Origin of the sequence: Lonsdalea britannica, assembly GCF_003515985.1 — a bacterium.
Classification (GTDB): domain Bacteria; phylum Pseudomonadota; class Gammaproteobacteria; order Enterobacterales; family Enterobacteriaceae; genus Lonsdalea; species Lonsdalea britannica.
In genome coordinates this window covers 3158227-3170731 of the sequence record NZ_CP023009.1, presented here as the reverse complement: position 1 = coordinate 3170731, position 12505 = coordinate 3158227, and the positions used below count along the sequence as shown (strand labels likewise).

8 protein-coding genes and 3 pseudogenes are annotated in these 12505 nt (G+C 57.2%); 6 read left to right on the top strand and 5 right to left on the bottom strand.

Features of this window, described 5'->3' with window-relative positions:
* Positions 1–84: 84 nt before the first annotated feature.
* Positions 85–1643: pseudogene (locus tag CKQ53_RS14565) on the top strand (TerC family protein).
* Positions 1644–1699: 56 nt separating this feature from the next.
* Here CKQ53_RS14565 and CKQ53_RS14560 read toward each other — a convergent pair.
* The 3 genes and pseudogenes from CKQ53_RS14560 to pabB all read right to left on the bottom strand — a co-directional run bounded on the left by CKQ53_RS14560 (position 1700) and on the right by pabB (position 5445).
* Positions 1700–3061, bottom strand: coding sequence for an L-serine ammonia-lyase (locus CKQ53_RS14560; RefSeq protein WP_094117568.1), 1362 nt, complete (start codon positions 3059–3061; stop codon positions 1700–1702).
* Between the two features lie 382 nt (positions 3062–3443).
* On the bottom strand, positions 3444–4028 hold the full coding sequence (locus tag CKQ53_RS14555) for a CoA pyrophosphatase (protein ID WP_094117616.1): 585 nt from the start codon (positions 4026–4028) through the stop codon (positions 3444–3446).
* 53 nt (positions 4029–4081) lie between these two features.
* Positions 4082–5445 (bottom strand): annotated as a pseudogene (gene pabB / locus CKQ53_RS14550) (aminodeoxychorismate synthase component 1).
* A gap of 150 nt (positions 5446–5595) precedes the next feature.
* Here pabB and CKQ53_RS14545 point away from each other — a divergent pair.
* On the top strand, positions 5596–5793 hold the full coding sequence (locus tag CKQ53_RS14545; RefSeq protein ID WP_094117570.1) for a YoaH family protein: 198 nt from the start codon (positions 5596–5598) through the stop codon (positions 5791–5793).
* A 175-nt stretch (positions 5794–5968) separates the two neighbouring features.
* On the opposite strand, the gene CKQ53_RS14540 is transcribed toward CKQ53_RS14545, so the two are convergent.
* Both CKQ53_RS14540 and CKQ53_RS18490 read right to left on the bottom strand, forming a co-directional pair.
* The gene (locus CKQ53_RS14540; RefSeq protein WP_162896369.1) at positions 5969–6481 is read right to left on the bottom strand and encodes a hypothetical protein; all 513 of its coding nucleotides are present in this window, start codon (positions 6479–6481) and stop codon (positions 5969–5971) included.
* A gap of 59 nt (positions 6482–6540) precedes the next feature.
* A complete protein-coding gene (locus CKQ53_RS18490; protein WP_162896368.1) occupies positions 6541–6981 on the bottom strand; it encodes a hypothetical protein in 441 nt (146 codons plus the stop codon).
* 247 nt (positions 6982–7228) lie between these two features.
* On the opposite strand from CKQ53_RS18490, the pseudogene CKQ53_RS14535 reads away from it, so the two are divergent.
* The 4 genes and pseudogenes from CKQ53_RS14535 (at position 7229) to fadD (ending at position 12497) form a co-directional block, all read left to right on the top strand.
* Positions 7229–9129, top strand: a pseudogene (locus CKQ53_RS14535) (ATP-dependent DNA helicase).
* A gap of 63 nt (positions 9130–9192) precedes the next feature.
* Entirely contained in the window at positions 9193–9894 is a 702-nt protein-coding gene (gene tsaB / locus CKQ53_RS14530) for a tRNA (adenosine(37)-N6)-threonylcarbamoyltransferase complex dimerization subunit type 1 TsaB (RefSeq protein ID WP_094117572.1), read from the top strand.
* Positions 9895–9960: 66 nt separating this feature from the next.
* Positions 9961–10575, top strand: a complete 615-nt coding sequence (locus CKQ53_RS14525; RefSeq protein WP_094117573.1) for a Slp family lipoprotein — start codon at positions 9961–9963, stop codon at positions 10573–10575.
* Positions 10576–10820: 245 nt separating this feature from the next.
* Positions 10821–12497, top strand: a complete 1677-nt coding sequence (gene fadD, locus CKQ53_RS14520) for a long-chain-fatty-acid--CoA ligase FadD (protein WP_085652476.1) — start codon at positions 10821–10823, stop codon at positions 12495–12497.
* The last annotated feature ends 8 nt before the right edge of the window (positions 12498–12505 follow it).

The window sequence follows — 12505 nt, the reverse complement described above, 5'->3', positions numbered from 1 at the left end:
AAGCCGATCGTGCACACATCTCAACCTTATTCAAAAACGCCGTGACATTAATGTCATTAGTTCGTTCATTTTTCGGAGTCTGACATGGAATTTTTGCTAGATCCTTCAATCTGGGCAGGCTTATTGACGTTGGTGGTACTCGAAATTGTTCTGGGCATCGACAACCTGGTGTTTATCGCGATTCTGGCGGATAAGCTCCCGCCGAAACAGCGTGACAAGGCCCGTATCATCGGCCTGTCGCTCGCACTGTTGATGCGTCTGGGACTACTTTCGTTGATTTCCTGGATGGTGACGCTGACGCGTCCCCTGTTCCACGTCGGTGAATTCAGCTTTGCCGGTCGCGACCTGATTCTGCTTGCCGGGGGATATTCCTTCTCTTTAAGGCGACGATGGAGCTGCATGAGCGGTTAGAAAACCGTCCGCACGATCCTAACGCCAGCCGCGAGCATGCCAATTTCTGGGCCGTTGTCATTCAGATCGTGATTCTCGATGCGGTGTTCTCTCTGGATGCGGTAATCACCGCCGTCGGGATGGTTAACCACCTGGGTATCATGATGACCGCGGTGATCATCGCCATGGGCGTGATGTTGCTGGCTTCCAAACCGCTGACGCGCTTCGTGAATGAACACCCCACGGTCGTGGTGCTCTGTCTGAGCTTCCTGCTGATGATCGGGCTTAGCCTGGTGGCCGAAGGTTTTGGTTTCCATATTCCTAAGGGATACCTCTACGCGGCGATCGGTTTCTCCATCGTCATCGAACTGTTTAATCAGATTGCGCGTCATAACTTCGCTAAGCACCAGTCTCATCGCCCCATGCGTGAGCGTACCGCCGAAGCGATTTTGCGTCTGATGGGCGCACGCGCCAAACACAACGAACAGGATGATGAAGAACAGCCTCAGGCGCGTATCGAAGAGACATTCGCCGAGGAAGAGCGCTATATGATCAGCGGTGTCCTGACGCTGGCATCGCGTTCACTGCGCAGCGTCATGACGCCGCGGACGGAAATTTCCTGGGTGGATAGCGAACGCTCCACGGAAGAGATCCGCATTCAGCTGCTGGATACGCCGCATAGCTTGTTCCCGGTCTGCCGTGGTGAGCTGGACGAGCTGGTGGGCGTCGTGCGTGCGAAAGATCTGCTGGTGGCGCTGGAAGAGGGTCAGGATGTGGAAACCTTCGCCGCCGTGACGTCGCCTATCGTGGTGCCGGAAACGTTGGATGTCATCAATCTGCTGCCGGTCCTGCGACGCGCGAAAGGCAGTCTGGTGATGGTGACCAACGAATTTGGCGTCGTACAGGGTCTGGTGACGCCGTTGGACGTGCTGGAAGCGATCGCCGGTGAATTCCCTGACGAGGATGAAACGCCGGAGATTGTCGCCGACGCCACTGGCTGGCTGGTGAAGGGCGGAACCGATCTGCACTCGCTGCAGCAGGCGCTGGACATGCAGGATCTGGTGGACCCGAAAGAGGATTACACCTCGCTCGCCGGATTGCTGCTGGCTCACAGCAATGAGTTCCCGCATGTTGGAGAGGTGCTGGAGTTCAGCCACCTGAGATTTACCATCATGGCGGCCAGCGAATACCGTATCGAACTGGTGCGTATTGAACGCGTCGTTGACCAACAGGATCAAGACGAAGAGGCGTAACTCGCTTCGCTATCGGCTGTGCGCATCCGCGCACAGCCTTCTACATTCGGCGCCGTTTAATCACATTGGACTTTGATTGCCAATCCGCCGCGCGACGTCTCCCGATATTTCGCATTCATATCCTTACCGGTTTCATACATCGTTTCGATCACTTTATCTAACGACACGCGAGGCTCGGACGTGCGCCGCATGGCCATGCGCGATGCGTTGATCGCTTTGACGGCCGCAACAGCATTGCGCTCAATACAGGGCACCTGTACCTGACCGGCGACCGGATCGCAGGTCAGCCCCAGATTGTGCTCCATGCCAATCTCAGCGGCGACGCAGACCTGTTCAGGACTGCCGCCCAGCAGTTCGGTCAGACCGGCCGCAGCCATCGAGCATGCCACCCCGACTTCGCCCTGACAGCCGACCTCAGCGCCCGAAATGGAGGCATTCATTTTGTACAAAATCCCGATTGCGCCTGTTGTCATGAAATAGGGCAAGAACACCTGCGGACCGACGGGCTCAATGAAGCGATCGTAGTACGCCAGTACGGCAGGTACGATGCCGCAGGCCCCGTTGGTCGGCGCCGTGACGACGCGACCGCCCGCCGCATTTTCTTCATTGACGGCCAAAGCGAACATATTGACCCAATCTACGACGGACATAGGATCTTGCGTCAGGGCGGTGGATGACATGAGCATACGTCGCAGCGCGGCCGCACGCCGGGGAACGCGTAGCGGGCCGGGCAGCAGTCCTTCAGTATTAAGACCGCGGTCGATGCACTGGCTCATGGCGCGCCAGACATTCGCAAAATAGTCATCGATCTCGGCCTGAGGCCGAATCGCGCGCTCGTTGCGTAACATCAGTGCGGAGATGGACAGACCGTTAGCCTTACACAATGCGAGCAGCTGCTGCGCTGAATCGTAAGGATAGGGCACCTCAACGGGGGCGATGACCGGTTGACCAAAGTGAGCTTCGTCAACGATAAATCCGCCGCCGATAGAGTAGTAGGTTTGACGGTAAATCAACGTATTGCCCGCGTATGCGCTCAGCGTCATGCCATTTTCATGCAGCGGCAGATTGTCCCAATGGAACGTCAGATCTTCCGTCTGGGAAAACGTCACGTCATGCTGCCCGTTCAGCGGCAAACGCTGGTGGAGGGCGACATCCTGAATGAACGTGGGAATGGCATCGATATCAACGGTATCTGGCTGATTGCCAGCGAGCCCCAGAATGATCGCAATATCCGTATGGTGGCCTTTGCCGGTCAACGCCAGCGAGCCATAAATGTCTACCTTTACGCTATCCGTGTTGGCGAGAAGGCCGACCTGCTCCAGTTCATCGACGAACTGTTTACCGGCCTTCATCGGTCCAATAGTGTGAGAACTGGACGGCCCGATGCCGATTTTGTACATGTCGAAAACGCTTATCACGCACCACTCCTTTAAACGTCCGTCGAATGCCTTTATTAGGCGGCTAAATATGGGCGCTATTGTAGTGGTAATCCCCAGTTGGAAAGCGTCTTTTCGCATGAAATAAACTTATTTAATGCAGGCGTGAAGCCCACAAAAATCTAATGCTAAAGAGGGGAAACGGCAAGGTGTACAGCGGTTATGCGAGTCGTCCGGATTAAAAGCCGTCATTACGTGAAGTGGGGCTAAATCGAGACGGCACAGGGTGGTGTCGAACGTGTTTCCGATGACACGCCCGAGGTCGGTAGAACGGTAAACACGCCTTGCTGACGACGTGCGCACCGCGCTTGGGCGCTATCGAAAGGGGCGAATACCGGGAGAGATCAAAGTCGTGCGTTGGCGTTCAAAGCGCCTCGACCTGCAACGCGAGCTGGCGAATAATTGTCGCGGTCAGTCCCCACACCCACTGCTGCTGATAGCTGCGTAGATAAACGCGATGTCGGCGGTGTTCGCGCTCGATCTCCAGCCCATGATAGCGGTGTAAGGCAAAGGCTTCCCGTAGCGGCATCTCGAAGAGGGCGGCCACCTCGTCCGCCTGCGCCGTGAACGTCATGTCGGGGGGCAGCAGGCCCACCACCGGGGTGACTTGAAAGCCGCTGACGCTGTCTTGCGAGGGCAGCGTGCCGAGCACCTGAACGCGGGACGTCGGGATTGCCACCTCTTCATACGCTTCCCGCAGCGCAGTGGCGATCAGGGAAGGATCTTCCAGGTCGGCCGCGCCGCCGGGAAAGGCGACCTGACCCGCGTGTGTGCGGAGGTTCGCGGCACGTCGGGTCAACAGCAATGTGGGTTCGTAACGGCGAATAATCGGCACCAGTACGGCAGCCTGTCGCTGATAGCGGCTGGGCGGCGTCGCTTCCGGCGTTTGCAACTGAAAACGGGTGATGAACTGCGCCAAATCGAATGGCGGATCGGCCTCAGCGGTCATCGCAGGGTTTTGCAGGATCGTGTCTGTCACGTCAGCTCCTCGCCACATCGCCATCAAGCATGGGACAACAGTAAAGGCAGAATACGTCCGACCTTATCGAACGTTTCCTGATATTCCGCCTGCTCCTGACTGTCGGCGACAATCCCGCCGCCGGCCCAGCAGTAAATGGAACCTCGGTCGGTGACGAGCGTGCGGATGGTAATATTGGTATCCATGGTGCCGCAGAGGCTCAGATAGCCGACGCTGCCGCAATAAGCCGTCCTGCGCTGCGGCTCCAGCTCTTCGATGATCTCCATCGCCCGGACTTTCGGCGCGCCGGTGATAGAGCCGCCGGGGAAACAAGCCCGCAACAGGTCGGTCGCATGCAGCTCTGCGGGCAGTTCCGCTTCAATGGTGCTGACCAGATGATGCACAGCCGGAAAAGCTTCGACCACAAACAGCTCCGGCACACGGACGCTGCCGGGGAGGCCACGCGGCCGATATCGTTGCGCAGCAGATCGACGATCATGAGATTTTCCGCGCGATCTTTGGTGGAGGCCGCCAGACGTTCCGCTTGTCTGGCGTCGTCGTCGGCGTCAGGCTGGCGGGGCAGCGTGCCTTTGATGGGGCGAGTCTGAATATGATGGTCGTTCAACCATAAGAAACGCTCGGGCGACACGCTGATGACCGCGTTGTGCGGGAGTCGGATAAAGGCCGAAAAGGGCGCGCGATTGCTGGCGGAAAGACGCAGGAACGCCTGCCACTCGCTGCCTTCATAACGGGCCTGAAAGCGTTGCGCCAGATTGACCTGATAGCAGTCGCCGGCGTGCAGATAATCCTGAATCTGACGAAACTTGGCGCCGTACTCTTCCCGCGACATGCTGGCCTGCCATGCGGAAGTCAGCGTGAAGGCGTCGTTAGGCGCGTCCTGTTGCGCTTTGAGCCAGGCGAGTCGTGGCGTCGGGTCGCCGTATGTGATTAGCGTGAGCCTGCGCTGATGATGGTCGGCGATCAGCGCCCAGTCATACAAACCGACGGCCATATCGGGGATATCGATATCCTGTGCGGCCCGCGTCGGCAGGCGTTCCACTCGACGGCCCAGATCGTAGCCAAACAGTCCCAATGCGCCGCCCTGAAACGGCAGATCCGGCGTCGGGGTTGCGGTCAGACCTAATCGTTTCAACTGGTCTTGCAGCAGTTCGAACGGGTCGGCCGGTGAGGTCTGAACGTTGCCGCCTTCGGCTATCTCCGTGGTGTCGCCGCGGGTCTGTAACGTGACGCGCGGATCGGCGACCAGGATATCGAACCGGTTATGCGTATGTTCAGCGGTGCCGGAGTGCAACAGCATCGCCCAGGGCAGCTCGGAGAGCGGGGCGAACTGGGTCAACAAAGCGTCCGGTTGGTAAGGCAGAGCATGGTAGACTAACGACATTGGCATATAGATTTTCGGGCGATCTCATACGGGTAGTGACCGGAAGTATACCGGTCGCGTGGACACGAAGGCATCACAAAATGCAAGCGTACCACACTCGTGAGACGTGCGACGTCAATGATGCCGGGACGATCCCGCCAGATTCAGGAGAGAAAAATGTTTGCAGGTATTCCGTCGCTCACGCATGAACAGCAGCAGCAAGCCGTCGAAGAAATCCACCGCTTGATTTCGGAAGGAATGAGCAGCGGCGAAGCCATTGCCCGTGTGGCGGAGGCGCTACGTCAGGGACATCAGGGAGAGCGTATCGTCGCGCGCTTCGAAGATGACGAAGAGGATGCCGGGCAGCAAGAGTAACTGATGCTCGACGCGGTCCAGACGCGGCGGATCATCGTCTGGCAACGATGTGATGTGTTGTCAGGCGGTGGCCTCAGGCGTCCGGCGCGTTGTCTCCCCATCGGTTCGACGCGTCGACGAGGAGACACTTAGGGCCTGTGAGTCCTTTATTCTATGATGAGGGTAAGTGACGCGGTTACCCCTGGAGATAAAGCGGACAGCGCTCGATGATGTTCGGCCTGATACCGAGAACGCCCTCGCCACGAAGGCGATAAACACTGCCTTCCGTCAGGTTAATTAAGCTGATGACTTTATGCGTCTGGCTGGGTAATCGCTGTGTCAGCATGGACTTCTTCTCTTTTTGTTCATAGATGCAGCTGATACGGTCGTTGATGGCCATAAACGGCGGTGCGGAAGTTAAACGCACCGGTTGGTGTACGGACGAATCGTTTTGATGCCAGCACATGATCAGCGAGCGATATTCACAGGTAAAAAAGAACGCTCTGTAGCGGACTTCATCCTCTCCTTTCCTTGCACTCCATGACATGTCTTGTACGTGATTCACATTGCCTTCCAGCAGGAGATCGCTGCCTTTTGCCTGACGACGCCACTGTTCATCGAGTTGTTTGACGATAAAATGGGAAGTGTTAGTAGGGGGTGACGTAAAAAAACGTCTGTCCCGGGTCTTCGCTTGAGCGAGATATTTCAACGACAATCTGCTTACCGGATGATAAAAAGCGAACAGGTTGCTCAGACTGACTGACGCTCCTATCCCCGCGAATATACCGACCAACGCTGCGATCGTGGCAAGGGCGGGGAAGAATGAAAAAAAACGTACAACGCGATGACGGCCAGCAACGTTATCGCTAATGACACACTGCTTTGAATCAGCATCGGCCCCACTTTTTGAGACGCGCTTTCAGGTTCGAGTATCAAACCGTTGTCATCGGCAATCCAATGTATCCAGTAGCTTCCATCCCATAATCGATGGGCGCAAATGTACCAGTTTCCCTGAGGGGATAGGCGTTCAAATTGTTCGGGGTTGCTGTAGTTAGCTTTGTGGGTATAAAACGTATGGCCTTGGTGAGTGAGGCGCAAATAATATCCGCTGGAGCCTGCGTTGGGTGTGAAGGGTGTGCTGGGAATCGTAAAGGTATAAACATGGCTCAAAATCAAAATCCCTGATTTATCGTTATCGAACGTCGCCATTTTACCTTTTCGCTTCAGAGGAGAAAACCTCCCGCCCTAGCGCTAACCATGCGTTCCACCTATTCATCCTGTCCGAGGTAAACACAGGAACAGCGTCTGCGGCGCGTGCTTCCAACGACGGCGTGCCAACATATTAAGGTGGAGGCCGGGGGACGAGCTTGGCATAATCCCCTCACTCGCATCGGAGCCTCCGGTGCCGATTTATTCCCCAGCAAAGAGAGAACGCGTGGCTGCAGCAGCAAACGAGATCGATGATTTTGCCCCCGAGGGCGCATTGGCAAAGGCCATCAAGGGATTTAAGCCTCGAGAACCGCAGCGGCAAATGGCGGCCGCCGTCGCCGATGCCATCGCCCGGCAGAAGCCGCTGGTGGTTGAAGCGGGCACCGGAACGGGAAAAACCTACGCTTATTTGGCGCCCGCGTTGCGCGCCGAAAAAAAAGTGATTATTTCCACCGGCTCCAAAGCTTTGCAGGATCAGCTGTACAGCCGCGATCTGCCGACCGTGGCGCGTGCGCTTAACTATCCCGGCAAACTGGCGTTGCTGAAAGGGCGCTCCAACTATCTGTGTATTGAACGTCTGGAACAGCAGTCCATGACCGGGGGGATCTTTCCAAAGATAACCTGCGCGAGCTGGTTAAGCTGCGTAGCTGGTCGTCGCTGACTGACGACGGCGACACCAGCGCCTGCCGCGATGTGCCGGAAGACAGCCATATCTGGCCGTTGGTCACCAGCACCAATGACAACTGCCTCGGCAACGATTGCCCGCACTATAAAGCGTGTTTCGTGGTCAAAGCGCGCCGTCGGGCGATGGATGCTGATGTCGTGGTGGTTAACCACCATCTGTATCTGGCGGATCGGGTAGTGAAAGAGAGCGGTTTTGCCGAGCTGATCCCCGACGGCGACGTTGTGATTTTCGACGAAGCCCATCAAATTCCCGACATCGCCAGCCAATATTTCGGTCAGCAACTGAGCAGCCGACAGCTGTTCGATTTGGCGCGAGATATGATCATCGCCTATCGCACCGAAGTGCGTGACGCGGCGCAGTTACAGAAAAGCGCCGATCGGTTGTCGCAAAGCACACAGGATTTTCGCCTGGCGCTCGGCGACCCCGGTTATCGCGGCAACCTTCGTGACGTTGTCACGGATACTGGACTGCAGCGCGCGCTATTGCTGCTCGATGATGCGCTGGAGCTGTGTTACGACGTCGCCAAGCTTTCTCTGGGGCGCTCCGCGCTGCTGGATGCCGCGTTTGAACGCGCCACGATTTACCGTAACCGGTTGAAGCGGCTGCTGGACGTACAACAGCCCGGTTACAGCTACTGGTATGAATGCACGAGTCGCCACTTTGTGCTGGCTTTAACGCCACTGTCGGTGTCTGACCGTTTTCATGACGTGATGAAAGAGAAGGCTGCGAGCTGGATCTTCACCTCCGCTACGTTGTCCGTGAACGACAAAATGGATCATTTCACCGCCCGGCTGGGACTGGAAGAGGCCGAAACGTTGCTGTTGCCGAGTCCGTTCGACTATGCCCGTCAGGCGCTGCTGTGCGTACCGCGTTTTCTGCCGGAAACCGCGCGCCGGGGCAGCGGTAAGCTGCTGGCGCAGATGTTGACGCCGCTGATTCAGGCTAATCAGGGGCGCTGCTTTATGCTGTGTACCTCGCATTTGATGATGCGTGAATTGGCCGCGGAGTTTCGCGCCAGCCTGACGCTACCGGTCTTGCTGCAGGGCGAAACCAGTAAAACCCAGTTGCTGTCGCAGTTTCTGGCGGCGGGCAACGCGCTGCTGGTGGCGACCAGCAGTTTCTGGGAGGGGGTGGACGTGCGGGGCGATGCGCTGTCCTGCGTCATCATCGATAAACTGCCGTTCACCTCGCCGGACGATCCGCTACTGAAAGCGCGCATGGAAGACTGCCGTCTGCGCGGCGGCGATCCCTTCAATGATGTGCAGTTGCCCGACGCCGTCATTACCCTCAAGCAGGGGGTGGGACGCTTGATCCGCGATGTCGACGATCGTGGCGTACTGGTGATTTGCGACAATCGTCTGGTGATGCGTCCCTACGGCGAAGTCTTTCTCAATAGTCTGCCGCCCGCGCCGCGTACAAGAAGCCTGCCGCAGGCGGTGGATTTCCTGACGCGCAAAGCGTAACGGCGTTCCGACTCTGTGCTATCATGCGCGCCGTTATACGTTTATTTCCCGCCTGAGGTTGGCATGTCTACGCGAATTTTAGCGCTTGATACCGCAACGGAAGCCTGTTCCGTTGCGTTGTGGAATGAAGGTAAAGTCCACGCATTATTTGAAGTTTGTCCCCGCGAACATACCCAGCGTATTTTGCCGATGGTTCAGCAAGTCCTGAGCGAACAGGGCCTGACGCTGAGCGATATGGATGCGTTGGCGTTCGGCCTTGGCCCCGGCAGTTTTACCGGCGTGCGTATCGGTATCGGTATCGCGCAAGGGTTGGCGCTAGGCGCCGACTTGCCGATGATCGGCGTCTCCACGTTGGCCACGCTGGCGCAGGGCGCTTTCCGCCTGACTGGCGCGACCCAGGTGCTGACGGCGATCGATGCCCGCATGAGCGAAGTCTACTGGGCGCAATATCACCGCGACGAACAGGGTTTCTGGCGTGGTGAAGAGACGGAAGCCGTACTCGCGCCCTCGCAGGTGCAGACACAAACGGCAGCGCTCAACGGTGCGTGGGCGACGGCCGGTACCGGCTGGCAAACGTACCCCGATTTAACCCAACCCGCCGACGCGGTGTTGCAAGATGGTCACTATCTGTTGCCGCAGGCGGAAGATATGTTGCCGCTGGCTTTGCAACAGTATCGCTCAGGCGCGACATTGCGCGTTGAGCAGGCTCAGCCGCGCTATCTGCGTAATGAAGTCGCCTGGAAAAAATTAGCGGGCCGCGAATAACGGACAACCGCAACTTATTGCATGGCTTATAGTCTAATAATCAGGCTATTAAACGAGAGGCATGCTATGTCGAGTGAACGGCAGTGGAGTCGTCGGGTGAAACGCGTTGTCTGTAGAACGGGCCGCTGCGGCCTGCTATTGCTTTCGCTGGGCGCGCTGAGCGCGTGCGTGACCGTACCCGAGTCCTTACAAGGGACATCGGCGACGCCGCAGATGGACTTGGTCCGGGTGATGAGCGCACCCGCCGTTTACGTCGGTCAAGAGGCACGGCTGGGGGGCAAAGTGGTGGCGGTGAGCAACGAGGCGAATCGCACCCGTTTGGAAATCAGCAGCATGCCGCTGGATGAGGGCGCCAAACCGATCTTGGGCGCGCCGTCGGAAGGTCGCTTCGTGGCTTATGTTAATGGCTTCCTGGAACCAACGGATTACACCAATCAACTGGTCACCGTTGTGGGGCCTATCACCGGATCCGAATCGGGCAAGATAGGCAACCGCCCGTACCGCTTTGTCGTCGTGCAGGCAGACCGCTATAAACGCTGGCGCGTCGTGCAGCAACTGGTGCCGACCGCAGGGATGTACGATCCTTGGTGGGGCTATCGCGGTCGCCCCGGCTGGGGACCTCGCTGGGGCTGGGACGATGGGGCCGGACCGGCCAGACTGGAAACGATCGTCACGGAATAACAGCGCGACCCGCGATTGTCTTTTGCACGACGATGCGCGGCACGATGTCTCGTGTGGGGGCGCGCTGGATAGCGATGACCGATGCAATGATTAACTAGGGTGACTCCGGTCACCTTATTTTTTGTGGATGATGGCATAGGCGGTTGAACGTTTGATACAGGCCGAGAAGCTCGCCCTGTCTGGGACAGGGGATGAGAGATTTCGCCAGCCCGTTCGCCGCCTAAGAAGACCTATGGAGTGAAGTCTTGGAAAAAATTTGGTTAGCGCGCTATCCGGCCGATGTTCCCGCAGAGATCGACCCGGATCGCTATTCGTCATTGGTGGAGCTGTTCGAAAATTCTATGGCGCGAAATGCCGATCGGCCTGCGTTCATCAATATGGGCGAGACGATGACCTATCGTCAGTTGGATGAGCGCAGCCGGGCGTTTGCCGCCTATTTGCAGCATCAGCTCAAATTGCAGAAGGGCGATCGCGTTGCGCTGATGATGCCCAACCTGTTGCAATATCCCGTCGCGCTGTTCGGTATCCTGCGGGCGGGCATGGTCGTGGTGAACATCAATCCGCTCTATACGCCGCGTGAACTGGAACATCAGCTGAACGATAGCGGCGCCAGCGCGATGGTGATTGTGTCCAACTTTGCTCATACGCTGGAAAAGGTGGTGTTCAATACCCCGGTGAAGCATGTGATCCTCACCCGCATGGGAGACCAGCTGTCAGCGGCAAAAGGCACGTTGGTGAATTTTGTCGTCAAATACATTAAACGACTGGTGCCGAAATACCATCTTCCCGACGCCATTTCCTTCCGCAGCGTACTGCAGCAGGGTAAGCAGATGCCTTACGTGCGTCCTGAACTGGATCGCGGCGATTTGGCCTTTTTGCAATACACCGGCGGCACCAGCGGCGTGTCCAAAGGCGCCATGCTCACGCATCGCAATTTGCTGGCTAACCTGACTCAAATCCGCGCGGCCTATGGTTCGTTACTGAATGAAGGCAACGATTTGATCGTCACAGCGTTGCCGCTGTATCACATCTTTGCGCTCCTCGTGAACTGCCTGTTGTTCATCGAAATGGGGGGGCAGAACCTGCTGATTACCAACCCGAGAGATATTCCGGGGATGGTCAAAGAGCTGGCTCGTCATCCGTTTACCGTCTTCAGCGGCGTCAACACGCTGTTCAACGCGCTATTGAATAATGACGATTTTCATCGACTGGACTTTTCGATGCTGCACCTGTCCGTTGGCGGCGGCGCGCCGGTCCAGCAGACGGTTGCCGAACGCTGGGAAAAACTCACCGGCAATCATTTGCTGGAAGGGTACGGGCTGACGGAAAGCTCGCCGCTGGTCACCGGCAACCCTTACGATATGGAGCAGTATACGGGCAGTGTCGGTTTGCCGATCCCCTCGACTGAAATTCGCATTGTAGATGAGCAAGGCAACGATGTGGCGCTGGGAGAGGCCGGTGAGCTGTGGATTCGAGGGCCGCAGGTCATGAAAGGCTATTGGAATCAGCCGGACGAGACGGCAGCGGTGCTGAAGGATGGCTGGCTGGCGACAGGTGACATTGTCACGTCTGACGCGCAGGGTTTCTTACAGATTGTCGATCGCAAAAAAGACATGATTCTGGTGTCAGGATTTAACGTCTATCCAAATGAGATCGAAGATGTCATCGTCCGTCATCCTGACGTGATCGAAGCGGCGGCCGTTGGCGTACCGAACGAGCTGTCAGGCGAGGCGGTCAAAGTGTTCGTTGTCCGTCGTCCCGGCAGCGCGCTGAATACGGATGCGCTGATTGCCCATTGCCGTCGTTATCTGACGGGCTATAAGGTGCCTCGCCAGTTCGAGTTTCGTGACGAATTACCGAAATCGAACGTCGGTAAAATCTTGCGGCGTGAACTCCGGGACGAGACGAAGCATCCCAGGTGATTGTTATA

Excerpts from the sequence above, each read along its gene's own strand:
- tsaB (WP_094117572.1), top strand. The coding sequence starts at position 9,193 with ATGTCTACGCGAATTTTAGCGCTTGATACCGCAACGGAAGCCTGTTCC.
- CKQ53_RS14525 (WP_094117573.1), top strand. The coding sequence starts at position 9,961 with ATGTCGAGTGAACGGCAGTGGAGTCGTCGGGTGAAACGCGTTGTCTGT.
- CKQ53_RS18490 (WP_162896368.1), bottom strand. The coding sequence starts at position 6,981 with ATGGCGACGTTCGATAACGATAAATCAGGGATTTTGATTTTGAGCCAT.
- CKQ53_RS14545 (WP_094117570.1), top strand. The coding sequence starts at position 5,596 with ATGTTTGCAGGTATTCCGTCGCTCACGCATGAACAGCAGCAGCAAGCC.
- CKQ53_RS14555 (WP_094117616.1), bottom strand. The coding sequence starts at position 4,028 with ATGACCGCTGAGGCCGATCCGCCATTCGATTTGGCGCAGTTCATCACC.